Below are 23,573 nucleotides of genomic sequence, written 5' to 3'. Positions count from 1 at the left end.
GAGTCGACCACCGTTCCACGTGAAACATGGCGAGCAGGAGATCAGATCGGTGAGTTCCTCCACGGAGTTCGACAACAGCACTCCCCTCGCCCGGGAGCTCGCTGACCTCAACCGCCGCAAGCGAGCGCTCTCCAAAGAGCCCCTCCCGGCGCCGGCGAAGACCAGGGTCCTGACGGTCTCCAACCAGAAGGGCGGAGTCGGCAAGACCACGACGACCGTCAACCTGGCGGCGGCACTGGCTCGCAGCGGTGCGCGCGTGCTCGTCATCGACCTGGACCCCCAAGGGAACGCCTCGACGGCGCTCGGGGTCGAGCACCGCGCAGAGACACCCAGCGTCTACGACGTCATCGTCGGCGAGGGAGACGTCGCCGACGTCGTGCAGAAGACCCCGGAGTTCGAGGCCCTGTACTGCATCCCCGCGACCATCCACCTCGCCGGTGCCGAGATCGAGCTCGTCTCCCTGGTCGCCCGCGAACAGCGGCTCCGCCGGGCGCTCGACACGTACCTCGAGCAGACCGAAGCAGCGGGTGAGCGCTTCGACTACGTCTTCATCGACTGCCCACCGTCCCTCGGGCTGCTCACCATCAACGCTTTCGTGGCCGCCAGCGAGGTCCTAATCCCCATCCAGTGCGAGTACTACGCGCTGGAGGGCCTGAGTCAGCTCCTCCGGAACATCCAGCTGATCGAGAAGCACCTCAACCCGACACTCAAGGTGTCCAGCATCTTGTTGACGATGTACGACGGCAGGACGAACCTCGCTCAACAGGTCGTCGCCGACGTGCGTGAGCACTTCCCCGCGGAGGCCCTGCAGACCCTCATCCCCCGGTCCGTCCGCATCAGCGAGGCGCCCGGCTACGGGCAGACCGTCATCAGCTACGACACCAACTCACCGGGCTCCATCTCGTACCTCGAGGCGGCAGCCGAACTAGCGCGCCGAGGAGCACCCCAGTAGTGGCAACCAAGAGAACAGGGCTCGGCCGTGGCATCGGCGCCCTCATCCCCGTCGCCGACGAGTCGCAGGACCGGCCCGTCGACGTGTTCTTCCCGACCGCGCAGCAGACGGCGGAGGAGCTCGTAGCCGTCCCCGGCGCCCGCCTGGCGAACCTCAACCCGCTCGACATCCTGCCCAACGCTCAGCAGCCCCGGACGGAGTTCCGCGAGGAGGAGCTGGCGGAGCTGGTCACGAGCATCCGGGAGGTGGGCGTCCTGCAGCCCATCGTCGTCCGGCCTCTGCCGGCGGCACCGCGCGGCAAGGGCAAGGGGGCGTCCCGCGAGACGACGGACGTGCAGTACGAGCTCGTCATGGGCGAGCGACGGCTGCGAGCGACGAAGCAGCTCGGTCTGGCCACCATCCCCGCGATCGTCAAGGACACCGCGGACGAGTCGATGCTCCGCGACGCACTCCTCGAGAACCTGCACCGAGCGGAGCTCAACCCGCTAGAGGAAGCATCCGCCTATCAGCAACTCCTCGCGGACTTCGGCATCACTCAGGACGAGCTGGCCAACCGGATCGGTCGGAGCCGGCCGCAGATCAGCAACACCCTGCGACTGCTGCGCCTGCCGGCGTCGGTGCAGCGCCGGGTCGCCTCGGGTATCCTCTCGGCCGGGCATGCGCGGGCCATCCTGTCGACGGGCGACTCGCTCTTGATGGAGCGCCTGGCCGACAAGATCGTGAACGAGGACCTCTCCGTGCGAGCCGCGGAGGCGATCGCGGCGGGCGGCAGCAGCAAGCCCCGTTCCACGCGCGCTGCGGTCGGCAAGCACCAGGCCCACCTCGACGAGGTGGCGGAGAACCTGGGTGACGCGCTCGACACCGAGGTGAAGGTGCGGTTGGGTGCCCGGAAGGGGTCGATCTCCATCGACTTCGCCTCCATGCAGGACCTGAACCGCATCTTGGCCGCACTGGGGCAGGATCCCTTCGCCCAGGAGTAGCCGGTCCTGGTCTGCGTGACGCCCCTCTCGTCGAGAGGGGCGTTTCACGTGGAACGGGGGCGGGGGTGAGCCGAGCCGTCTCGGTCTCGCTTCCCGATGACGAGGAGAGGGCGGAAGGCTCTCGTCCTTCCATCTGCGTCCTGCAAGCGTGGCAGTGGTCGGGTTTCACGTGGAACGGGGGCGGCGGTGCGGGAAACGTGGCTAGCGGCAGAAGCGCGCCCGACTACGAGGCTGGGCCTGTGCGTGCTGTCGAACCCCTGAAGACATGCGTGCCTGTGGCGAAATGCCTAAGATCGACCTTAGTCAGAGATCAACGCCTCACCACGCAACAGCCCGAACGCTCATAGTATGGCGATCGCGGGGACTGACTGTCGTGCCCTGGTACCGAACCCAGCCATGATGACTGTCGACCGGCCACCCGGGCACCTTGCCTTTCAGGGCATTTGTGCCGTGACAGTTGTGTCAGCCAACGCATGTCTCTGTCACGGCTGTCGCGGTTGATCAGCACCTTGCTGAATTAGACCAGACGAACGGCGGCCGCCACGTCGCCTCGTTCGGGGGTTGACGTGACGGCTCACCGATGAACCCGCTCGCCCGGCGCTGCGCGGAAGCACCCTGTTCCACGTGAAACGGCCCGCACCCTGAGCAGGATGCGGGCCGTTGTACGCCAGAGTTGTCAGCCGTGGTCGCGGACGGCCTTCTCCGCGAGGGCTGCGTAGACGAGGCCGAGTTCGTATCCAGCCGCGTCCAGGGCCATCGGCACGAGCGACGTCTCGGTGAGGCCGGGCAGGACGTTGACCTCCAGGAACCACGGGGTGCCCGCGGCGTCCACGATGAGGTCGACCCGGGAGAGGTGACGCAGGCCCAGCGCCTCGTGGACCGCCACGGCTGCCGCAGCGGCCGCCTCCCCCGCTGCAGCATCCAGCCGTGCCGGCGTGTAGAACGTCGTCTCCCCCGCGTTGTAGCGCGCCTCGAACCCGTACGTCCCTGATCGGGGCACGATCTCGACGGCGGGCAGGGCCACGGGGCCGTCGCCGGTGTCGATGACGCCGACGGCGATCTCCGTGCCGGTGATCTTCTGCTCGACGATGACGTCGTCGCAGTAGGTGTACGCGTCGACCATGGCGCGAGGGAGCCCACCGGGCTCGTCGACGACGGTGACTCCCTGCGCCGAGCCGCCGCGGGCGGGCTTGATCACCACGGGGACGGGGTGCTCCTCGGCGATCGCAGCCAGCACGCCGGCTGCGCCGAGCTCCCGGAACGCATCGTGGGAGAGGGTGATGCCTCGCGGGGTCCTGACCCCGACGCGACGAGCCAGCTCCTTCGCGGTCGGCTTGTCCCAGGCGAGTCGGGCGGCGGCGGAGGTGCTGCCGACGAAGGGGATGTCGAGGGCCTCGAGGAGGCCCCGGAGGGCGCCGTCCTCGCCCGAGGCACCGTGCAGGGCCGGCCAGATGACGTCGGGGCGGTCGGACGTGAGGTGCGCGAGGAGGGAGGCGTCGGGGTCGCGGAGCTCCACCTGGATGCCGTTGGCCGCCAGGCTGTCGACCACGCGCCTCCCCGATCTCAGGCTCACGTCGCGCTCGTGCGAGATGCCTCCGGCGAGCACGGTCACGGTGTGGATGGCGCTGGTGGTCATGGTTTCTCCCCGGGGGTCGAGCGTGAGGGCAGGGCGGGCGTCGAGGCGACGATCAGGTCGAGGGCGTCGTCGCCACCGAGACGGCGGACCATCCCCCTTGTCAGGTAAATGCTGGTCAGGAGATGTTCGGGGGCGGCATCGTGACGCCCTGGCGCAGCACCGAGGGCGCCCCCAGCGAGGCCGACGAGAACGTCGCGAGCAGGTCGAGCTCGCCGTTCACCACGGTGGCGAGCCGGGCCACCCCCGTGCGGATCGCCTCGGGGGTCGGGTAGCAGAACGACAGGCGGATGTTCTGGCGACCGCCGCCGTCGGCGAAGAACGCGGTGCCGGGGGTGTACGCGACGAGCTCCTTGACCGCCCGGGGCAGCATGGCCTTCGAGTCGAGCTGCTCGGGCAGGGTGACCCAGACGAAGAAGCCGCCGTCGGGCTCCGTCCAGGAGAGCTGTGGGAGGTACTCCCCCAGGGCCGAGAGCATGGCGTCGCGACGCTCCCGGTAGAGACCGCGGAAGGTCTCGATCTGGGCCTTCCAGTCAGCCTGGTCGAGGTACTCCGTGATGACGAACTGCCCGAACGAGTTGGGCGAGAGCGTCGCCGACTCGTTGGCGAGGATGAGCTTCTCGCGGATGGCGTGCGGCGCGAGCGCCCAGCCCACCCGGAAGCCGGGGGCCAGGGTCTTGGAGAACGAGCCGAGGTAGATGACGCCCTCGTCGTCGACCGAGCGCATGGCCTGCGGCGCGGGCTGGTCGAAGTACAGGAGGCCGTAGGGGTTGTCCTCCAGCACGAGGATGCCGGCGTCGCGGCAGATCTCGAGGATCTCCAGCCGCCGCGCCCACGTGAGCGTGACGCCCGCGGGGTTGTGGAAGTTCGGGATCGTATAGAGGAACTTGATGGTGCGCCCCTGGGACCGCACCGCGGCGATCGTCTCGCGCAGCGCCTCCGGCACGAGGCCCTCCGCGTCGGTCGCCACGTGTGCCACGTCGGCCTGGTAGGCCTTGAAGACGCCCAGGGCGCCCACGTAGCTCGGCGACTCGGCGAGCACGACGTCGCCCGGGTTCACGAACAGCCGCGTCACGAGGTCGAGCGCCTGCTGCGAGCCGGTGGTCACCACGACGTCGTCGGCGCTGCCGCGGATGCCCTCCATCGCCATGATCTGCATGATGTGCTCGCGGATCGCCGGGGTGCCCTGGCCGGAGCCGTACTGCAGGGCCATGGCCCCGCCGTTCTGCGACATGACGCGGTCGATGGCACCGGTGACGAGCTCACGGGGCAGCGCGGAGACGAAGGGCATGCCGCCGGCCAGGGAGACCACCTCGGGGCGGCTGGCGACGGCGAACAGGGCTCGGACCTCGGAGGCGCTCAGGCCGGCCGTACGGTCGGCGTACGAGTCGTACCACGGGTCGAGGTTGGTGCCCTTGTTCGTCATCTGCGTCCCTGTCTGTCGGGGGTGGTGCGGTTCAGGATATGCCCGGAGGCCGCCGGGTACGGCGAGAGCCCGCCCAGCGGGTGTGCTGGGCGGGCTCTCGGGGTGCTGTCGAGGGTGTCGACTACGCGAGGAACTCCGCCAGGTCGGCCTCGAGGGCCAGCTTGGGCTTGGCGCCGATGACGGTCTTGACGACCTGGCCGCCCTGGTAGACCTTCATCGCCGGGATCGACGTGATCTGGTACTGCATGGCGGTCTGCGGGTTGTCGTCGACGTTGAGCTTGACGATCTCGATCTTGCCCGCGTTCTCGGCCGCGATCTGGTCGAGGATGGGCGAGACCGCGCGGCACGGACCGCACCACTCGGCCCAGAAGTCGACCAGGATCGTCTTGTCGGACTTGAGGACGTCGGCCTCGAAGGACGCGTCGGTGACTGCCTTGGCGGTGCTCATGGTGGTTCCTTTCGTCGTGTGGTTCAGGGGGAGCGCGAGGGTCAGACGGCCACGGACTCGGCCGTGTCGATGCCCTCGGCGGCGCCGTCGGTGTGCTCGGCTAGAAACGTCTGGTCGAGGCTGGCGAGGAAGTGCTCGGCGTCGAGCGCGGCGACGACGCCCGACCCGGCGGCGGTGGCCGCCTGGCGGTACGTCGCGTCGATGACGTCGCCCGCGGCGAAGACGCCGCGCAGGTTGGTCTTCGAGCTGCGGCCCTCGACGGCGATGGTGCCGTCGCTGGTCAGGTCGAGCTGGCCGTGCACGAGGTGCACGCGCGGGTCGTTGCCGATCGCGATGAACAGGCCGTCGAGCTCGAGCTCGCTGGTGCCGCCCTCGACCGTGTCGGTGAGCTGGACGCCGGTGGCCTTCTCGCCGCCGAGGATGGCCGTGACCTGCTTGTTGAACAGGAACTCGATCTTCGGGTTGTCGAGGGCACGCTGCTGCATGATCTTCGACGCGCGCAGCGACTCGGAGCGGTGGATGACGTAGACCTTGCTCGCGAAGCGCGTGAGGAAGGTCGCCTCCTCCATCGCGGAGTCGCCGCCGCCGACGACCGCGATCTCCTTCTGCTTGAAGAAGAAGCCGTCGCACGTGGCGCACCAGCTGACGCCGCGGCCGCTCAGGCGCTCCTCGTCGGCCAGGCCGAGCTTCCGGTACGCGCTGCCCGTCGCGAAGATGACCGAGACGGCCTCCTCGACGGCGCCGCTGCCGAGCGTGACCTTCTTGACGTCGCCCGTAAGGTCGACGCTGGTGACGTCGTCGAGCAGCACCTCGGCGCCGAACTTCTCGGCCTGCTCCTGCAGCTTGAACATGAGCTCGGGGCCCTGGATGCCGTCGGGGAACCCAGGGAAGTTCTCGACCTCGGTGGTCTTCATGAGCTCACCGCCCGCCTCGACGGAGCTGGCGACGATGAGGGGCTCGAGACCGGCGCGGGCCGCGTAGATGCCGGCCGTGTAGCCGGCGGGGCCGGAGCCGATGATGATGATCTGGCGCATGAGCACCTTCCTCGAGGAACGTTCTGGATGGGGTGGGATCGAACCGTCGGAGCCGCGGGGCCCCTGCTGTCTCCCTCGACCGTCTGATCAAACGCATCCTAGCGGCGGGGCATTCCCCGCCCCGGGCCCCCTCCCAGAGTGCGTCCAGGAGGCGTGGCGGAGGGCGCCGGGGAGGCGCGGTGCGGCCCTCGGGGAGGGCTCGCGTCAGCGTCGGCGCAGCTTGCCGGCGAGCGGTGCGAGGCGGCGCAGCACCGGCCGCAGCAGCTCGTCGAGCTCGGGCAGGCGGATGAGCGCGAGCAGGCCGAAGTAGACGAGAGCCATGACGGCAGCGGCCACCACGACCGTGGCCAGCCCGGCGATCCGGCTCGAGTGAGCGAATCCGTCGGCGGCGAAACCCCCGAGGCCGGTCACGACGAGCAGGCCGACGACGCCCGACAGGAGCGAGAAGAACGCGTACTGGACGTACCGGCGCAGCACCCACCGGCCGTCGATGCCGCCGAGGCGCCGCTTGACGAGCACGAGCGCGACGACCGTCTGCGCCGAGCCCGCGATCGAGGTCGTGACCGCGATGGCGACGGCGATCCGGTCGTCGGGCACGACGACCGAGGCGATCAGCGTGCCGACGACGAAGATGCCCGACTGCACCAGCTGCATGAAGAACGGCGTGCGCTGGTCGTGGAGGGCGTAGAAGACCCGCTGCACGACGAACAGCACGCTGAACAGCACGAGCCCCGGCATGAAGCCGACGATGACCTGGGCCATCTGGCCGGCGCCGCGGAAGGTGCTCTCGAAGAAGCTCGCGAAGGGGTAGGCAACCACGCACATCGCGACCGTCGCGAAGACCATGAACATGCCGATGGTGCGGAGCGACTGCGAGAGGTCGACGCGCACCGAGCGGAGGTCGCCGCGCGAGGCGTGGCCGCTCATGCGGGTGAAGTAGGCGGTCGCGATCGACACCGCGACGATGCCGTGCGGGAGCATGAAGAGCAGCCACGCGTTCGCGAGGACGGCGTTGGAGGCGCCGGTGCCGCTGCCCTCGGAGGCCACGCGGCTCTGCACCAGGCCGGCCAGCTGCGTCACGAGGACCATGCCGAAGAGCCAGCCCGCGGCCTTGCCCGTGGCGCCGAGGCCCACCCCCCGCCAACGGAAGTCGGGGCGGTACGTCAGCCCCGCGCGGCGCCAGAACAGCAGCAGGAACCCGGCCTGGGCGAGCACGCCGAGGGTGGCCGTGCCGGCGAGGAGGGTGATGCGCCCCGGCGTCCAGACGTCGACCAGCGAGTTCTCGCCGGCGCCGCCGAAGGCGACCATGAAGACGACGAGGCCCGCGATGGCCACGACGTTGTTGATCACGGGCGCCCAGGTGAAGGGGCCGAACACCTGGCGGGCGTTGAGCACCTCGCTGAGCAGCGAGTACATCGCGTAGAAGAAGATCTGGGGGAGGCACCAGTACGCGAACGCGGTCGCCAGGGCCAGCGAGTCGGAGGTGTAGCCCCCCTGGCCGGACGAGTTGGCCTGCTGCGCGTAGATCCGCACGAGGACCGGTGCGAGGAGGGTGCCGAGCAGGCCGACGACGGCGAACAGCATCGTGCCGAGCGTGACCACCTTGTTGATGAAGCGCTGGCCCCCGTCGTCGTCGTGGGTCGCGGCCCGGACGATCTGGGGCACCAGGACGGCGCTGAGCAGGCCGCCGGCGATCAGCGCGTAGATGTTGTTGGGCAGCTGGTTCGCCAGGGCGAACGAGTCGGCGGCCCGGCTGGCCGTCTGGCCGATCGCGGCGGCGAGCACCGCCGTCTTCACGAAGCCGAGGACGCGCGACACCATGGTGCCGGAGGCCAGGAGCACGCTCGCGCGCCCGAGGCCGGCCTGCCCGCTCACGAGCGGCCCGCCCGTCCGTCGGCCGGGTCGGAGGCGGCGGGGCCGTCGGTCGCGGGCCCGTCGGCCGTGACGGGCTCGAGGCCCTCAGCGCCGTCCGCCCCGTCGAGCCCGTCGCGGGCGCGGCGTCGCTTGCGGAAGGTGCGGTACAGCCCGCCGCCGAAGAGCAGCACGAAGCCGACGGCGAAGACCCACGTCAAGGCGGTCTCCCAGCCGGCCTGGACGTTGACCTGGACGGTGCTGGGCGCGCCGATGACGGCGCCGGTCACGCTGGCGAGCGTGATGCTGGCCGAGACGGTGCCGTTGGCCACGGACTGCACGGGGACGCGCACGCGGACCTGCGACTGGGCCTGGACGGTGACGGGGATGCCGACCTCCTCGACGGACAGGATGGAGTTGGACGGCCTCACCGTGACGTAGACGGTCGCCGCGGAGCTCGTGCCGTTCTCGACGTAGAGCGGCATCGACGAGCGGTCGCCGAGGATGAGCTGGTCGCTGCCCCGCACGACCGACACGAGCCCGGCGGTCGCGCTCGCCTCGGCGTCGGCGACCCCGACCTCGCTGGCGAGGCCCTCGGGGTTGTCGCGCCACGACTGCGAGGTGAGACCGAGGACGCGCAGCCGGACGGCCGCCGTGACGGTCTCGGGCTGCGCGAGGGCGGTGCCGAGGTCGACGACCCGCTGGTCGGCGGCGAGCAGGGTGCGCACCTGCGCGACCCGGGTCGCGTCCTCCGCGCGGTCGACCACGACGGCGTTCGTCCGCGGGGCGTCGAGGGCGTCGCCCAGGCCGACCGTCGTCGTCCAGGGCAGCCCGGCGAGGGCCACGAGCGTCTGGTGCAGGTACGGCCCCTGGGCCGCCCAGTCGCGGTCGAGGGCGGTGAGCAGGGTGCGCGCGTCGCTCGGCCGCTCACGGGCGACGGTGGCGACGCTCGCCGAGAGCTCCGCCACGGCGGCAGCCCAGGCGGCGTCGTCCGGGGCGCCGGCGGCCTGACCGACCAGGGCGGTGAGCGAGTCGTCGGAGACGAGGCCGGTGCGCCCGCCGAGGTCGACCGCCGCGTTCTCGGTCGAGTCGGTCGAGCCGTCGACGTTCGAGCTCGAGAGGATGGCGCTGGTGGCGCCCGACGCCGTCCAGACGTCGAGGTCCGCGGCGACGACGGAGTCGTCGGTCGGCCAGACGACGCCGGTGTGGCTCCACGGCCAGCTCAGCAGCGACTCCGTGGTGGGGAGGGGCGGGGCCGTCGTTCCGTCGCCCGGCTGCTCGCCGGCACCGGGAGCCTGCCCGCCGGGGTCTGTGCCGGCCCCGGCGTCGTCACCCGCGCCTCCCTGGTCGGCCTCGCCCTCGGTCGAGGGCGACGGGTCGCCCGTGCCGGAGGGCGTGGCCTCGCTCGTGGGCGTGGGCTCGGGGGCGGGCGAGCCGGTGTCGTCGACCTCGGCGAAGAGCGACGGGTCGATCAGCGGGTCGAGCGAGAGGGGCGACGGCAGCGAGGCGGCGCCGGCCTGGCTGAGCGCGGCGGCGTCGGCGTCGGCCCAGGCGAGGGAGAACGACTCGAGCCCCGACGACTGCAGCTGGTCGAGCCAGGAGAGGGCCGAGGGAGGCGCGGAGCTGCCGAGCAGGCGGACGGACGCGATGATCATCGGGTCGACGGCCACCACGGCCCCCGTGCCCTGGACGGCGCGGAGCTGGCGAGTGAGGGTGCCGTCGACCGAGGTGTACGCGCTGAGGGCGGCGGCGTCGAGCACGCCGTTCTCGGTCTCGGGCGTCGTGATCGGCACCGCGACCGCGAGGCGGGTGGGCTGGAACGACTCGCCGGGGAACCACACGACGCTGCTGCGCGTCTGCGCGACCTCCTCGCCGTCGTCGTCGAGCAGCCGGGCCCCCAGGGCGCGGGCGCCCCAGGTGTAGCCCTCGAGGCCGACGTCGGCCGCGGCGACGGTGACCGAGGCCACGGTCTGGGTCGAGCCCGCCGGCACCGCCGGCACGTCGAGCCGGGTGAGGTACGAGCCGAGGTAGTCGGAGCCGGAGGTCGACTCGGGCCGCAGCCAGTTCGCGAGCTTGCCGCGCGTCGCGAACGCGCCGCGGTCGAGGTAGACGCGGGCGACGCCGGCCGCCACGTCGGTGTCGCTCGCGTTGCGCACGGTGACGTCGAGGACGAGGTCACGGCCGGGCACCAGCACCCCGTCGGCGGCGGGCGACAGGGTCAGCGTGACGCCGTCGACGGCCTCGCCCTCGTCGGCGGCCGCGGACGAGCTGCTCGCGGAGGGGCTCGACGAGCCGGAGGGCGCGGCGGTCGCAGCGGTCGGCAGGCCGACGACCACGACGAAGACGGCCGTCAGCGCGGCGAGGAGGGCGTGGAGAGGTCTCATAGGCAGTGTGCCCGCCGAGCACGAGGCGGCCGGAGGGCATGGCGAGTCTAGGGAACCGAGCCCGGGGGCACGCGGTGCGGCACCCGGGAACCCGCCCACCGGCGGGCCAGGACCATCCCTGGGGAGGAGGCGCGCGGCCGGGCCCGGGGAGGTCGCTGTGGCAAAGTGGTGCGTCATGGACACCGTCGCCTCCGCCCTCCAGCGACTGGACCTCCTGGCCGCCGCCCCCCGCGTCTCCGCGCTCGCCTCCGCCTTCGCCGCGGCCGGCCACGAGCTGGCGCTCGTCGGCGGCCCGGTCCGCGACGCCTTCCTCGGCCGGCCGGTCAACGACCTCGACTTCACGACCAGCGCCTCCCCCGACGAGATCCTCGCGATCGTCGTGCCGCTCGCCGAGGCCCACTGGGACGTCGGCCGGGCCTTCGGCACCATCGCCGCCCGCGTCGACGGCGAGGTCGTCGAGATCACCACCTACCGCAGCGACGTCTACGACGGCGAGACCCGCAAGCCCGTCGTCGAGTTCGGCGACACCCTCGAGGGCGACCTCGTGCGGCGCGACTTCACCGTCAACTCGATGGCGCTGCGGCTGCCCGAGAAGGTGCTCGTCGACCCCGCGGGCGGCGTCGAGGACCTGCTGGCCCGCCGCCTCGCGACGCCGGGCACGGCCGTCGACTCGTTCCGCGACGACCCGCTGCGCATGATGCGGGCCGCACGGTTCACCGCGCAGCTCGGCTTCGAGGTCTCGGAGGAGGTGCGGGAGGCGATGACGACCCGCGCCTCCACCCTCTCCATCGTGTCGGTCGAGCGCGTCGCCGACGAGCTCTCGAAGCTGCTGCGCACCGACACCCCCCGAGACGGTGTCCGCCTCCTGGTCGACACGGGCCTCGCCGACCACGTCGTGCCCGAGCTGGCCGCGATGCGGCTCGAGGTCGACGAGCACCACCACCACAAGGACGTCTACGAGCACAGCCTCACCGTGCTCGACCAGGCCATCGGCTACGAGCGCGAGCGCCACCCGGGCGAGGCCCCCGACCTCACGCTGCGCCTCGCCGCGCTGCTGCACGACTGCGGCAAGCCCGCCACGCGCCGCCTCGAGGCCGGCGGCGTCGTCACCTTCCACCACCACGACGTGGTCGGCGCCAAGCTCGCGAAGAAGAGGCTGAAGGCCCTCCGGTTCGACAACGACACGATCGCCGCCGTCTCCCGCCTGATCGAGCTGCACCTGCGCTTCTTCGGCTACACCGAGGGCGCCTGGACCGACTCGGCCGTCCGCCGCTACGTGCGCGACGCCGGCGACCAGCTCGAGCGGCTGCACACGCTCACCCGCGCCGACGTGACGACCCGCAACCGGCGGAAGGCCGACCGGCTCGGCTTCGCCTACGACGACCTCGAGGCCCGCATCGCCGAGCTGCGCGACCGCGAGGAGCTCGACTCGCTGCGGCCCGACCTCGACGGCGACGAGATCCAGCGCGTGCTCGGCATCTCGCCGAGCCGTGAGGTGGGCGAGGCCTACCGGTTCCTGCTCGAGCTGCGCACCGAGGAGGGGCCGCTGGGCGCCGAGGTCGCGACCGAGCGCCTGCTCGCGTGGTGGGCGGCGCGGCAGGGCTGAGCCCGACCGGCCGGACCGTCCTGTCCGGGGTACGCGGCCCTGCAGACGGGCACCGCGACTCCCCCGGTAGCCTGCACGCGTGCGCAGCAGACCCCGAGCCGACTCCACCTTCGTCGCGACGTCGGTGGGCGTGCTGATCGTCGCCGCCAGCGCCGCCGGCATCGCCGCGTTCGGCGCCTCGACGGCGCCGGCCCCGGGCGCGCGGCTGACGCCGTCGGAGCAGGGCGAGACCACCGTCACCGTCCGCCTCTGGGACGAGACCGTCGCCGCCGGTTACGAGAAGTCGTTCGCCGCCTTCGAGCGCGACAACCCCGACATCGACGTCGAGGTCGAGGTCGTGCCCTACGCCGACTACTTCGACCAGCTCGCCGACGACGTCGACGACGGCGACGCGCCCGACGTCTACTGGCTGAACAGCTCCCACTACGACGGCTACGCCGAGGCCGGCGACCTCGTCGACGTCGACGCCGTGCTCGGCGAGAGCGCCCGCCGTGCCTGGAGCCCGGCCGTCGTCGACCAGTTCACGCACGACGGCTCGCTCTGGGGCGTGCCGCAGCTCAGCGACGGCGGCATCGCGCTCTACTACAACGCCGACCTGCTGGCCGCGGCGGGCGTCGACCCGGCCTCGCTCGACGACCTCACCTGGGCACCCGGCGGCGGCGCCGACGACACCCTGCTGCCGCTGCTCCAGCGCCTCACCCTCGACGACCAGGGCCGGAACGCCGCCGACCCCGCCTTCGACGGCACCGTGGCGCAGTACGGCTACAACGCGGGCAACGACCTGCAGGCGATCTGGTACGACTACCTGGGCTCGGCCGGGGGCCGTCTCGAGGACCCGGAGGGCGCCTCCTTCGAGCTGGACACGCCGGAGGCGCAGGCCGCGTTCCAGTACCTGGTCGACCTCGTCGGCGTGCACCGCGTCGCGCCCCCGGCCGCCGCCACGAACGCCGACCCCGACCACAGCCGCGACCTGTTCACGGCCGGCCACATGGCCCTGTTCCAGTCGGGGCTCTACAGCCTCTCGACGGTCGAGAGCCAGGCGCAGTTCGACTGGGGCGTCGCGATGATGCCCGCGGGGCCGGCCGGCCGCGTCAGCGTCTCGAACGGCATCGTCGCCGCGGGCGACGCCCACACCGCGCACCTCGACGACACCGCGAAGGTGCTGGCCTGGCTCGGCTCGACCGACGGCGCCGAGTACATCGGGCGCGACGGGGCCGCCGTGCCCGCGGTCACCGGCGCGCAGGAGCCGTACTACGCGTACTGGGCCTCGCGCGGCGTCGACGTCTCGCCGTTCTTCGACGTGATCGCCTCGGGCGACACCATCCCGGCCCCGACGTCGCTGTACGGCACGGCGCAGCCGGCGCTCGACCCGCTGCTCGACCAGGTGTTCTCGGGCTCGCTGCCGGTGCCCGAGGGGCTGGCGGCGGCACAGGCCGCGGCGGAGGCGGCGGTCGCGGCCGCCGAACAGGCCAGCGACCCGTCGGCGACGCCCGCGCCGTAGGGCCCTGGACCCGGCCGTCTCGGAGGCCGTGACGGGCCCGTGGGGGCCGACCCGCGCCTCCGGCGTTGTGGCCGGAGGCGTCAGCAGCTACGCTGGGAAGGTTGCGTCTGCCTCTCTGGCTGACGCAGCGTCATGAACACCCTCCTGTCACAGACCGTCTGTGGCCGTCGAGTCCGAAGGAGGTGGGTTAGTCATGCACCAGTACGAACTGATGGTCATCCTGGACCCCGAGATCGATGAGCGCACCGTCGCCCCGAGCTTGGACAAGTTCCTCAACGTCATCCGCGCTGATGGCGGCACCGTCGACAACGTCGACATCTGGGGCCGTCGTCGCCTCGCCTACGAGATCAACAAGAAGTCCGAGGGCATCTACGCCGTCGTCAACCTGACGGCGAACCCGTCGGCCACGGTCGAGCTCGACCGCCAGCTGGGTCTCTCCGAGGCCGTGCTGCGCACGAAGGTCCTCCGCGCCGAGGAGGCCATCGCGATGGTCGCCGCCGCGAAGAAGCTCTCCGACGAGAAGGCCGCCCGCAAGGCCGCCAACGCTGCCGCCGCCCCGGCCGCCGCTGCTGCTCCGGCCGCCGCGGTCGCCGGTGCGTCGCCCGCTGCCCCGTCCGCTCCCGCGAAGGCTGCCGAGTAACCGATGGCAGGCGAGACCGTCATCACAGTGGTGGGCAACCTCACCAGTGACCCCGAGCTGCGCTACACGCAGAACGGGCTCGCGGTCGCGAACTTCACCATCGCGTCGACCCCCCGCACGTTGGACCGCGCGTCCAACGAGTGGAAGGACGGCGAGGCGCTCTTCCTGCGTGCCAGCGTCTGGCGCGAGTTCGCCGAGCACGTGGCCTCCTCTCTGACGAAGGGCTCGCGCGTCATCGTGCAGGGCCGTCTGAAGCAGCGGAGCTACGAGACGAAGGAGGGCGAGAAGCGCACCAGCTTCGAGCTCGACGTCGACGAGATCGGCCCCTCGCTGCGCTACGCGACCGCTCAGGTCACCCGTGCGGCCTCCTCCCGTGAGGGCGGCGGCGGCGGTGGCTCCTTCGGGGGCAACCGCGGCGGCGGCCAGCAGGGCCAGGTCGGCGGCGGCCAGCAGTCCGAGCCGTGGGGCCAGCCCGCGCCGGCCCAGGGGGGCAACTCCCAGGGCGGCGGCGACGTCTGGAACACGCCCGGCGGCGGCGGCACCTACAACGACGAGACCCCCTTCTAGGTCGTCACCGACCTCCCAGGTCGTCTCGTCAGGGGCCTCCCGCCCCACCCCCTCAGAACTTCACCATCACTCGAAAGCAGAACAACAATGGCTGGAAAGAGCAGCGGCGACCGTCGCAAGCCCCTCCGCGGCAAGGGCGGCAAGAACGCCGCTCCCGCGAAGGCGATCCGCGTCGGCGTCATCGACTACAAGGACGTCGCGACCCTCCGCAAGTTCATCTCGGAGCGTGGAAAGATCCGCGCCCGTCGCATCACCGGCGTCTCCGTCCAGGAGCAGCGCCTCATCGCCCGTGCCGTGAAGAACGCCCGCGAGATGGCGCTCCTCCCCTACGCCGGCTCCGGCCGCTGATCCAGCGCCGACTGAAGGAGAAGCACCATGTCGAAAGTAATCCTCACGCACGAGGTCTCCGGCCTCGGCTCGGCCGGTGACGTCGTCGACGTCAAGAACGGCTACGCCCGCAACTACCTCGTCCCCCAGGGCTTCGCCGTGGCGTGGAGCCGCGGTGGCGAGAAGCAGGTCGCGCAGATCCGCACGGCCCGCGAGACCCGCGAGCTCAAGACGATCGAGGAGGCCCACGACCTCAAGCAGCGTCTCGAGGCCCAGAAGATCCGTCTCACCGTCAAGACCGGTGCCGACGGCCGCCTCTTCGGCTCCGTCCGCCCCGGCGACGTGGCCGACGCCGTGACCGCCCAGGGCGTCGCGACGATCGACAAGCGCAAGGTCGAGATCCCCTCGGCGATCAAGGTGACGGGTGAGCACGAAGCCACCCTCCGCCTGCGCGAGGACGTCATCGCCACGATCACCCTCACGGTGGTCTCCGCGAAGTAGCTCCACCCGCAGCACCTGCACCGTCACGAGAGCGGCGGCCCCCTCGGGGGTCGCCGCTCTCGTGCGTCGTCGAGTGGCCGCCAGCAGCAGGCCCCGCAGAACCACGGACTGATCAAAGAACCACGTCATCGCGTGGTTCTTTGATCAGTCGGTGGTTCTCGAGCGGGGACGGGGGACTCGGGGAGGCGCGGGGACGGGGGACTCGGGGAGGCGCGAGGAGCGCGGAGCGGCAGCCGGCGCGGGCGCGGTTGACAGGGCGGGGGCCAGCGCCTACTGTCATGGAATCGATTCCATGGAATCGATTCCACAGCCCCACTACGACGAGGTAGAGCCCGATGAACGCCGTCACGATCAAGGACGTCGCCACGCGCGCCGGAGTGTCCCCGGCCACCGCGTCGCGGGTGCTGTCGGGCAACCCGTCGACCTCCGCAGAGTCGCGCGAGCTCGTCGAGCGGGCCGTCCGTGAGCTCGACTTCCGCCCCAACGCGCAGGCCAGGGCCCTCCGCTCCACGCGCTCCGACACCGTGGGCCTGCTCGTCTCCGACGTGCGCAACCCGTTCTTCGCCGACCTCGCCCACACCATCGAGCAGGCGCTGCTCGAGCTCGGCTACGTCACGCTGCTCGGCAACGCCAACGAGAACCAGCAGCAGCAGGACCGCTACCTCGACACCCTCATCTCGCGCCGCGTCGACGGCGTCATCGTCGCCCCGCAGGGCACCGACTCCGCCAGCATCGAGGCGCTGCTCGCCCGCGAGGTGCCGACCGTCTTCGTCGACCGCACGGTGCCCGGCCTCGACGTGCCGAGCGTCACGACCGACAGCGGCCCCGGCATCCGCGCCGCCGTGCGCCACCTCGCCGAGCTGGGCCACACCCGGGTCGGCTACATCGCCGGCCCGCAGAGCGTCTCGACCGGCCGCGAGCGGCTCGAGTCGTGGACGGCCGCGATCGCCGAGCAGGGCCTCAGCGACGACCCAGCCCTCGTGCACGTCGGCGACTTCCAGTCGGCCAGCGGCTCGGCCGCGGTGCACGCGTTCCTCAGCCTCGACGAGCCGCCGACCGCCATCCTCGCCGCCGACAGCCTGATGGCCGTCGGCGCCATCGCGATGCTGCACCGCCTCGACCTGCGCATCGGCCGCGACGTCGCGGTCGTGGCCTTCGACGACATCGAGTGGTTCTCGCTCATCGACCCCGCCCTCACCGTCATCTCGCACAGCGTGGAGGACATGGGCGCCACCGCCGTCGCACTGCTCCAGGAGGTCATCTCCGGGGGGCGACCGGAGTCGGTGACGCTCGTGAGCGAACTGGTGATCCGCGCCTCCTCGTCCTCTCCCGTCCCGACACCGCCCCGATCCCTCGGCAGGAACTGACCATGACCCCCACGATCGACGACGATCGCCCGCTGCTCACCCTCGACCACGTCAGCAAGTCGTTCGGCCCGGTGACGGTGATCGACGACGTCACCGTGCACGTCCGCGCCGGCAAGGTGCAGGTGCTGCTCGGCGAGAACGGCGCCGGCAAGTCCACGCTCATCAAGATGATGTCGGGCGTCTACCAGCCCGACGGCGGCCGCGTGCTCGTCGACGGCGAGCCCGTCTCGCTGCCCGGCACGCTCGCGGCCGAGAAGCTCGGCATCGCGACGATCCACCAGGAGCTCAACCTCGTCGCCTCGCTCAGCGTCGCCGAGAACGTGATGATGGGCCGCTTCCCGCGCAGGTTCGGCATCGTCGACCGCCGCGAGCTCAAGCGCCGCGCCCGCGCCGCCCTCGAGATGATCGGCCTCGACGTCGACGTCGACACGAAGGTCGGCACGCTCGGCATCGCCCGCCAGCAGCTCGTCGAGATCGCGAAGGCGCTGAGCATCGACGCGCGCATCCTCATCCTCGACGAGCCGACCGCGGCCCTGACCCGCCACGAGACCGAGCAGCTCTTCTCCGTCGTGGCGCAGCTGCGGGCCCGCGGCGTCGGCATGCTCTTCATCAGCCACCACCTCGACGAGATCGCCGAGATCGGCGACACCGTGGCCGTGCTGCGCGACGGGAAGTTCGTCGCCGAAGTGCCGGCGAGCACCCCCGAGGCCGAGCTCGTGCGACTCATGGTCGGCCGCGACATCGACGAGCAGTACCCGCGCGGCACCGGCCCGGTCGACTCCGCCGAGGAGGTGCTGCGCGTCGAGGGCCTCACCTCGAGCGTCTTCCGCGACGTCAGCTTCACGGTGCACGCCGGCGAGGTGCTCGGCATCGCGGGGCTCGTCGGCGCCGGCCGCACCGAGGTGGTCCGGGCGATCGCGGGAGTCGACAAGTACGACTCCGGCACCGTCAGCGTCCGCGGCGTGGTGCTGAAGAAGGGCGACGTCGCCGGGGCGATCGCCGCGGGCGTCGGCCACGTTCCCGAGGACAGGAAGGCGCAGGGCCTCGTGCTGGGCGCCTCCGTCAACGACAACCTCGGCTACGCGACGCTGGCCCGCAGCGCGAGGGCCGGGCTGGTCGACTTCGCCGGCCAGCGCTCGGCGGCCGAGGCGGTCGCGTCGCGCCTCCGCATCAGGATGCGCGACATCGACCAGCAGATCGGCTCGCTCTCCGGAGGCAACCAGCAGAAGGCCGTCTTCGGCCGCTGGATCATCGCCGGCTCGACCGTGCTGCTGCTCGACGAGCCCACCCGGGGCGTCGACGTGGGAGCCAAGGTCGAGATCTACGAGCTCGTCAACGCGATCACGGCCGCTGGCGGAGCCGTCGTCATGGTCAGCAGCGAGCTGCCCGAGGTGATGGGCATGAGCGACCGGATCCTCGTCATGCGCGACGGAGTCGTCGCCGGCGAGGTCACCGCGGCCGACGCCACGCAGGACGCCCTGATGACGCTCGCCGCCCGCGACGTCGCCCCCACGAACTGACCCCGACAGACGAACCCAGGAAGACGACCCAGATGACCACCACCACCGTGAAGGCGCAGCGACGCTCCTTCGACATCAAGGCGTTCCTCGCCGCCAACGGCGCCCTCGTCGGGCTCGTCGTGCTCTGCCTCGCCCTGTTCATCGCGACGCCGGACTTCCTCACCGGCCGCAACCTGCTCAACATCGGCATCCAGGTGTCGACGGTCGCCGTGCTGGCCTTCGGCATGACCTTCGTCATCGTCGCCGGCGGCATCGACCTCTCGGTCGGGTCGGTCGCGGCCCTGTCGGCCATGGTGTCGGGCTGGTTCTTCGCCACGGCGGGGCTGCCCGGCGGGCTGGCGCTCGTGCTGGGGCTCGGCACGGGCCTCCTCGCCGGTGTCGTCAACGGCCTGGCGAGCGCGTACGGCAAGCTGCCGTCGTTCATCGCGACGCTCGCGATGCTCAGCGTGGCGCGGGGGCTCACCCTCGTGGTCTCCGACGGTCGCCCGATCGCGACTCCCCCGGCCGTCTCCTTCCTCGGCGGCAACGTCGGGCCGGTGCCCGTGCCGATCATCGTGCTCGTCATCGCGGCCGCGATCGCGTCGTTCATCCTCAACCGCACCGTCATCGGCCGCTCGATGTACGCCGTCGGCGGCAACGCCGAGGCCGCGCGCCTCTCGGGCCTGCCCGTCAAGCGCATCGTCGTGGTCGTCTTCGGCCTCGCCGGGCTGTTCGCCGCGCTGGCCGGCCTGCTGCTCGCCGGCCGCCTCGACTCGGCCCAGCCGCAGGCGGCCTCGGGCTACGAGCTCGACGCGATCGCCGCCGTCGTCATCGGTGGCGCGAGCCTGGCCGGCGGCGTCGGGCGCATCTCGGGCACGATCATCGGCGCGCTCGTGCTCGTCGTGATCCGCAACGGGCTCAACCTGCTGAACGTCACGTCGTTCTGGCAGCAGGTCGTCATCGGCGTCGTCATCGCGCTGGCGGTCGGCGTCGACGTGCTGCGGCGCAAGACGCGCAACGCCTGAGCGCTACGGCCGCCCGGCCGCTGAGCGTCCCGTGGCCGACACCACGCGCCGCGCCGCTCCGGCGGGCTCCCCCGGGTGCCTGCACCGCGCCTCCCGCGCTCCCCTTCCTCTTTTCCCCCACCCCCACCCGCACCCCACGAAGGACCCACGATGAAGTCGACCTCGTTCCGCAAGACCGCCACGATCGCGGCGATCGCCGCCCTGATCACGACCGGCGCCGCCGGCTGCAACCGCACCCCCGCCGGTGAAGCGGACAAGCCCACGGTCGTGCTCTCGCTCAGCACCCTCAACAACCCGTTCTTCGTCGAGCTGCGCGACGGCGCCGTCGCCGAGGCGAAGAAGCAGGGCGTCGACCTCGAGGTGGTCGACGCGCAGAACGACTCCGCCACGCAGGCGAACCAGCTCGCGACGGCCGCCTCGAGCGCCGACGCGGTCATCCTCAACGCGGTCGACAGCGACGCCGCCGGCCCCGCCGCGAAGCAGCTCAACGACTCGTCGGTGCCGATCGTCGCGGTCGACCGGGCCGTCAACGGCGCCGACGTCGCCTCGTTCGTCGCGAGCGACAACGTGGCCGGCGGCAAGCAGGCCGCCGACGCCCTCGCCGCCGCCATCGGCGAGCAGGGCGAGGTGATCGTGCTGCAGGGCGTCGCCGGCACCTCGGCCAGCCGTGACCGCGGCCAGGGCTTCGCCGACGGCATCGCCGCCTACCCGGGCATCACCGTGGTCGGCCAGCAGACGGCGAACTTCGACCGCGCCACCGCGCTCGACGTGACCACCAACCTGCTGCAGGCGCACCCCGACGCGGTCGGCGTCTTCGCCGAGAACGACGAGATGGGCCTCGGAGCGATCCAGGCGCTCGGCTCGCGTGCCGGCAGCGACGTGAAGGTCGCGGCCTTCGACGGCACCGAGGACGGCCTGAAGGCGGTCGAGGCCGGGACGATGTCGAGCACGATCGCCCAGCAGCCCGCCAAGCTGGGTGCACTGGCCGTCGACCAGGCCGTCAAGGCGATCGACGACGACGGGGCGGCCGACGAGGCCGTCGACGTCATCACGGTGACGAAGGAGAACGTGGGTGACTTCAGCTGATGAGCAGTGCGGATGAGGCGGGTGCGGGTGCGGCGGCGGCCGGGCAGGTCGGTGCGGGCGGCGACGCCGGCGCGGCCGGCGGGGCCGGTGCCGGGCAGGTCGGGACCGAGGGAGGCGCGGGGTACGGCCTCGAGGCCGGGATCGTCGGTGACGTGACCGGCTCGGGGGAGCCGCGCCGCGCCTCCGGCGGGCCTGCGGCGGGTGAGGAGGCCGGGGCTGACGCCCAGGGCTCCCCCGCCGACGGCGACCGCTCGGGCACTCCTGCCGCCGGCACCGTCACCGGCACGGTCGTCGTGGTCGGGTCGATCAACGTCGACCAGGTCGTGACCGTGGCGCGCCTGCCTCGTCCGGGCGAGACGCTCATCGGCACCGGCATGGTGCTGCTGCCCGGGGGCAAGGGCGCCAACCAGGCCGTCGCGGCCGCGCGTCGCGGGGCGTCGACCGTCATGGTCGGGGCCGTCGGCGACGACGTGCACGCGGCGGCGGCGACCCCGCTGCTGACCGAGAGCGGCGTCGACACGTCGCGCGTCGAGGTCGTGGCCGGCCCCACCGGGCTGGCCGTGGTCAGCGTCGGCGACGACGCCGAGAACACGATCGTCGTCGTGCCGGGCGCCAACGCGTCGGTCGGGCACGACGCCGTGGAGCGTCACGCCGACGTGCTGCGCTCGGCGGCGGTGGTCGTGCTGCAGGGCGAGATCCCGGCCGACGGCATCGAGCACGCGGCGCGGCTGGCGACCGGGCGGGTGCTGCTGAACCTGGCGCCCGTCGTCGCGGTCGACGCGGAGGTCGTGCGGCTGGCCGACCCGCTGGTGCTCAACGAGCACGAGGGGCGCCTGCTGCTGGCGGCGCTCGAGGGCTCGGCGTCGGTCGCCGACGCCGCCGAGCTCGGTGAGGACGCCGTCTCGTCGGTGTCCCTGTTCTCCGACTCGCCCGAGGGCGGACCCACCGACGGCTCGGACGGCCTGGGGGAGGCGCGCGACGCGGACGCCGCGGTCGTCACCGCCCTGCGCCAGCACGGGGTGCCCTCGGTGGTGCTCACGCGCGGATCCGCCGGCGCGATCGTCTCGGACGCAACAGGCCTGCACCACGTCGCGTCGCCGCGCGTGGCGGCGGTCGACTCATCGGGGGCCGGCGACGCGTTCGTCGGGGCCCTGGCGGCGCGGCTCGCGGCGGGGGCGACCCTGCTCGAGGCGGCGCACGAGGCCGTGCGGGTGGGGGCGTACTCGGTGACGGGCGCGGGGACGCAGCCGTCGTACCCGGGGCTGGGGGACGAGCTGCCGTCTGTGGAGTCTGTGGACTCCGACCTGGACGGTGACGCTGCTGCTCCTGGGGACGGTGGGGGCGCCTCCTCGGGGGCCGGCTCTGCTGCTGAGGGCCGCGCGTGAAGCGCGGCGGACTGCTCAACGCGCAGCTGAACGAGGCGATCAGCCGGCTCGGGCACGGCGACCTGGTGGTCGTGGCCGACTGCGGGCTGCCGCAGCCGATCGGGGTGCCTGTCGTCGACCTCGCGGTCGTGCACGGGCTGCCGAGCTTCGCCGGGGTGCTGGACGCGCTGCTGGGCGACCTGGTCGTCGAGGGCGTGACGGCGGCGTCGGAGAGCCGCGGGGTGGCGGCTGGTGAGGTGATCGAGGCGCGGTTCGGGGCGGGCGGCGGCGGCGACGGCGGCGGCGGGCTCGGGCTCGGGCTCGAGCTGGGGCTCGAGGTGGCGCACGTGTCGCACGAGGAGCTCAAGCGGCTCAGCGGCACGGCGCGGCTGTTCGTGCGCACCGGCGAGGCCACCCCGTTCGCGAACGTGGTGCTGCGCTGCGGGGTGCCGTTCTAGCTCGCCTGCTGCGCCCTGCCGAACCCCGTTCCGCTCATCGCACCCCGTTACGTCGGGGCGTGTTGAACGGAACGGGGTTCTTCAGCGCCCGGGGAGACCGGGCGTCAGAACACGGCCCACGACGAGGCCCGGTCGCCGTCGAGCTCGGCGAGGGCCCGGCGGCGGTCGCGGGCGGCGGCCGAGCGCTCGGCGAGGAGCGGCCCGAGCGCGCCGAACACGACGCCCGGCAGCACCCAGCCGGGCCACGGCAGCACGAACCCGCCCACGAGCACCATGGCCGTCGTCGACAGCACCGCCGAGATCGAGCCCAGCACCAGGACGCGGAGGCGCGGTGAGGCCCCCGCGAGGACGGGCCGGAAGAGCGACACCAGCGCCCCGAGCAGCGCCCCGGCGACGAGGCCGACCGGGACGGCGATGCAGGCGAAGAGCAGCCACGCGATGACGAGGCCGGGCGCGGCAGCCCACGAGCTGCTCAGGAGGCCGCCGTCGGGGGTGAGCGTGAGGGCGGAGGCGGTCACGGGGGAGACGAGCCCGGCGGCGGCGCCGACGAGCAGCCCGGTGAGGGCGTAGGTGCCGGTGCGGGTCGAGGCGTCGCGCAGAGCGGGGGCGGAGGGGCCGTCGGTCATGCCCGTCCCCCTGTCGTCCGGTCGCCGGGCGTGGTCGCCCGTGCTGACTCCATCCAGGCCCACGCGCGCCCCGCGCGCAACCCCTCGAACCACCGACTGATCAACGAACCACGTTCTGACGTGGTTCGTTGATCAGTCGGTGGTTCGGGCGCGCCAGCGGGCTGTGCGGGCGGCGGGCCCGGGGGAGTCGCGGCTCGGCTCCAGGGCCCGCCACCCCCGAACGAGGGGGTTGCCGGAAGCTGAACACGAGCCGTGCCCGTACAGGTCCGCGAGCCCCCGTGTCAAATCTCTCGTCCAC

At 72.2% G+C, this 23,573-nt stretch carries 20 protein-coding genes and 1 pseudogene; 14 read left to right on the top strand and 7 right to left on the bottom strand.

Annotation, left to right across the window (positions count from 1 at the left end):
- The first annotated feature begins 19 nt into the window (after positions 1-19).
- Together IFT45_RS10125 and IFT45_RS10120 are read left to right on the top strand one after the other, a co-directional pair.
- Positions 20-952: a ParA family protein gene (locus tag IFT45_RS10125; RefSeq protein WP_056058142.1), complete on the top strand. Its 933-nt coding sequence runs from the start codon at positions 20-22 to the stop codon at positions 950-952.
- Entirely contained in the window at positions 952-1,932 is a 981-nt protein-coding gene (locus IFT45_RS10120; RefSeq protein WP_192128013.1) for a ParB/RepB/Spo0J family partition protein, read from the top strand. Before IFT45_RS10125 ends, IFT45_RS10120 begins: the two co-directional genes overlap by 1 nt.
- Positions 1,933-2,608: 676 nt before the next feature.
- Here IFT45_RS10120 and IFT45_RS10115 read toward each other — a convergent pair.
- The 6 genes from IFT45_RS10115 to IFT45_RS10090 form a co-directional block, all read right to left on the bottom strand.
- Positions 2,609-3,568, bottom strand: coding sequence for a D-alanine--D-alanine ligase (locus IFT45_RS10115; protein WP_192128011.1), 960 nt, complete (start codon positions 3,566-3,568; stop codon positions 2,609-2,611).
- A 115-nt stretch (positions 3,569-3,683) separates the two neighbouring features.
- The gene (locus IFT45_RS10110) at positions 3,684-4,991 is read right to left on the bottom strand and encodes a PLP-dependent aminotransferase family protein (RefSeq protein WP_056058153.1); all 1,308 of its coding nucleotides are present in this window, start codon (positions 4,989-4,991) and stop codon (positions 3,684-3,686) included.
- Positions 4,992-5,112: 121 nt separating this feature from the next.
- Positions 5,113-5,439: a thioredoxin gene (gene trxA, locus IFT45_RS10105; protein WP_192128009.1), complete on the bottom strand. Its 327-nt coding sequence runs from the start codon at positions 5,437-5,439 to the stop codon at positions 5,113-5,115.
- A gap of 41 nt (positions 5,440-5,480) precedes the next feature.
- The gene (gene trxB, locus IFT45_RS10100; RefSeq protein ID WP_056059252.1) at positions 5,481-6,473 is read right to left on the bottom strand and encodes a thioredoxin-disulfide reductase; all 993 of its coding nucleotides are present in this window, start codon (positions 6,471-6,473) and stop codon (positions 5,481-5,483) included.
- A 204-nt stretch (positions 6,474-6,677) separates the two neighbouring features.
- Positions 6,678-8,348 (bottom strand): murein biosynthesis integral membrane protein MurJ, encoded by a 1,671-nt coding sequence (gene murJ, locus IFT45_RS10095; protein WP_371810956.1) that lies wholly within the window; start codon positions 8,346-8,348, stop codon positions 6,678-6,680.
- Positions 8,345-10,708: a DUF6049 family protein gene (locus IFT45_RS10090; RefSeq protein ID WP_192128007.1), complete on the bottom strand. Its 2,364-nt coding sequence runs from the start codon at positions 10,706-10,708 to the stop codon at positions 8,345-8,347. Before IFT45_RS10090 ends, murJ begins: the two co-directional genes overlap by 4 nt.
- A 175-nt stretch (positions 10,709-10,883) precedes the next feature.
- Between IFT45_RS10090 and IFT45_RS10085 the strand changes: the two genes are divergently transcribed.
- From IFT45_RS10085 to IFT45_RS10030, 12 genes and pseudogenes are all read left to right on the top strand, one after another.
- Positions 10,884-12,314: a CCA tRNA nucleotidyltransferase gene (locus IFT45_RS10085; RefSeq protein WP_192128005.1), complete on the top strand. Its 1,431-nt coding sequence runs from the start codon at positions 10,884-10,886 to the stop codon at positions 12,312-12,314.
- Positions 12,315-12,393: 79 nt separating this feature from the next.
- Positions 12,394-13,815 (top strand): extracellular solute-binding protein, encoded by a 1,422-nt coding sequence (locus IFT45_RS10080; protein WP_192128003.1) that lies wholly within the window; start codon positions 12,394-12,396, stop codon positions 13,813-13,815.
- Between the two features lie 193 nt (positions 13,816-14,008).
- Positions 14,009-14,371 (top strand): annotated as a pseudogene (gene rpsF / locus IFT45_RS10075) (30S ribosomal protein S6); the annotation flags it as partial.
- 87 nt (positions 14,372-14,458) lie between these two features.
- Positions 14,459-15,022, top strand: a complete 564-nt coding sequence (locus IFT45_RS10070; RefSeq protein ID WP_167260982.1) for a single-stranded DNA-binding protein — start codon at positions 14,459-14,461, stop codon at positions 15,020-15,022.
- Positions 15,023-15,109: 87 nt separating this feature from the next.
- On the top strand, positions 15,110-15,370 hold the full coding sequence (gene rpsR, locus IFT45_RS10065) for a 30S ribosomal protein S18 (RefSeq protein WP_055964231.1): 261 nt from the start codon (positions 15,110-15,112) through the stop codon (positions 15,368-15,370).
- A gap of 27 nt (positions 15,371-15,397) precedes the next feature.
- A complete protein-coding gene (rplI, locus tag IFT45_RS10060) occupies positions 15,398-15,850 on the top strand; it encodes a 50S ribosomal protein L9 (protein WP_056058172.1) in 453 nt (150 codons plus the stop codon).
- A gap of 335 nt (positions 15,851-16,185) precedes the next feature.
- Complete coding sequence (locus IFT45_RS10055; RefSeq protein WP_056058174.1) at positions 16,186-17,217, top strand: LacI family DNA-binding transcriptional regulator; 1,032 nt, start codon at positions 16,186-16,188, stop codon at positions 17,215-17,217.
- 2 nt (positions 17,218-17,219) lie between these two features.
- Entirely contained in the window at positions 17,220-18,737 is a 1,518-nt protein-coding gene (locus IFT45_RS10050) for a sugar ABC transporter ATP-binding protein (protein ID WP_192128001.1), read from the top strand.
- Between the two features lie 32 nt (positions 18,738-18,769).
- On the top strand, positions 18,770-19,741 hold the full coding sequence (locus IFT45_RS10045) for an ABC transporter permease (protein ID WP_056058181.1): 972 nt from the start codon (positions 18,770-18,772) through the stop codon (positions 19,739-19,741).
- Between the two features lie 150 nt (positions 19,742-19,891).
- On the top strand, positions 19,892-20,827 hold the full coding sequence (locus tag IFT45_RS10040; RefSeq protein WP_192127999.1) for a substrate-binding domain-containing protein: 936 nt from the start codon (positions 19,892-19,894) through the stop codon (positions 20,825-20,827).
- A complete protein-coding gene (locus IFT45_RS10035) occupies positions 20,827-22,212 on the top strand; it encodes a ribokinase (RefSeq protein ID WP_197982350.1) in 1,386 nt (461 codons plus the stop codon). The genes IFT45_RS10040 and IFT45_RS10035 overlap by 1 nt, the downstream gene beginning before the upstream one ends.
- Positions 22,209-22,649, top strand: a complete 441-nt coding sequence (locus IFT45_RS10030) for an RbsD/FucU domain-containing protein (protein WP_192127997.1) — start codon at positions 22,209-22,211, stop codon at positions 22,647-22,649. Before IFT45_RS10035 ends, IFT45_RS10030 begins: the two co-directional genes overlap by 4 nt.
- A 104-nt stretch (positions 22,650-22,753) precedes the next feature.
- On the opposite strand, the gene IFT45_RS10025 is transcribed toward IFT45_RS10030, so the two are convergent.
- The gene (locus tag IFT45_RS10025) at positions 22,754-23,275 is read right to left on the bottom strand and encodes a hypothetical protein (RefSeq protein ID WP_192127995.1); all 522 of its coding nucleotides are present in this window, start codon (positions 23,273-23,275) and stop codon (positions 22,754-22,756) included.
- Positions 23,276-23,573 lie beyond the last annotated feature (298 nt).

It is taken from the genome of Frigoribacterium sp. CFBP 13707 (assembly GCF_014842245.1).
Lineage (GTDB): Bacteria > Actinomycetota > Actinomycetes > Actinomycetales > Microbacteriaceae > Frigoribacterium > Frigoribacterium endophyticum.
The sequence above is the reverse complement of the archived record's forward strand: the minus strand, read 5'-3'. Positions and strand labels throughout refer to the sequence as shown.

What these genes read in the sequence shown, in the direction of transcription:
- IFT45_RS10045 (WP_056058181.1), top strand. Translation starts at nt 18,770, where the DNA reads ATGACCACCACCACCGTGAAGGCGCAGCGACGCTCCTTCGACATCAAG.
- rplI (WP_056058172.1), top strand. Translation starts at nt 15,398, where the DNA reads ATGTCGAAAGTAATCCTCACGCACGAGGTCTCCGGCCTCGGCTCGGCC.
- IFT45_RS10040 (WP_192127999.1), top strand. Translation starts at nt 19,892, where the DNA reads ATGAAGTCGACCTCGTTCCGCAAGACCGCCACGATCGCGGCGATCGCC.
- IFT45_RS10055 (WP_056058174.1), top strand. Translation starts at nt 16,186, where the DNA reads ATGAACGCCGTCACGATCAAGGACGTCGCCACGCGCGCCGGAGTGTCC.
- trxA (WP_192128009.1), bottom strand. Translation starts at nt 5,439, where the DNA reads ATGAGCACCGCCAAGGCAGTCACCGACGCGTCCTTCGAGGCCGACGTC.
- IFT45_RS10115 (WP_192128011.1), bottom strand. Translation starts at nt 3,568, where the DNA reads ATGACCACCAGCGCCATCCACACCGTGACCGTGCTCGCCGGAGGCATC.
- IFT45_RS10090 (WP_192128007.1), bottom strand. Translation starts at nt 10,708, where the DNA reads ATGAGACCTCTCCACGCCCTCCTCGCCGCGCTGACGGCCGTCTTCGTC.
- IFT45_RS10070 (WP_167260982.1), top strand. Translation starts at nt 14,459, where the DNA reads ATGGCAGGCGAGACCGTCATCACAGTGGTGGGCAACCTCACCAGTGAC.
- IFT45_RS10110 (WP_056058153.1), bottom strand. Translation starts at nt 4,991, where the DNA reads ATGACGAACAAGGGCACCAACCTCGACCCGTGGTACGACTCGTACGCC.
- trxB (WP_056059252.1), bottom strand. Translation starts at nt 6,473, where the DNA reads ATGCGCCAGATCATCATCATCGGCTCCGGCCCCGCCGGCTACACGGCC.
- IFT45_RS10050 (WP_192128001.1), top strand. Translation starts at nt 17,220, where the DNA reads ATGACCCCCACGATCGACGACGATCGCCCGCTGCTCACCCTCGACCAC.
- rpsR (WP_055964231.1), top strand. Translation starts at nt 15,110, where the DNA reads ATGGCTGGAAAGAGCAGCGGCGACCGTCGCAAGCCCCTCCGCGGCAAG.
- IFT45_RS10025 (WP_192127995.1), bottom strand. Translation starts at nt 23,275, where the DNA reads ATGACCGACGGCCCCTCCGCCCCCGCTCTGCGCGACGCCTCGACCCGC.
- IFT45_RS10085 (WP_192128005.1), top strand. Translation starts at nt 10,884, where the DNA reads ATGGACACCGTCGCCTCCGCCCTCCAGCGACTGGACCTCCTGGCCGCC.
- IFT45_RS10035 (WP_197982350.1), top strand. Translation starts at nt 20,827, where the DNA reads ATGAGCAGTGCGGATGAGGCGGGTGCGGGTGCGGCGGCGGCCGGGCAG.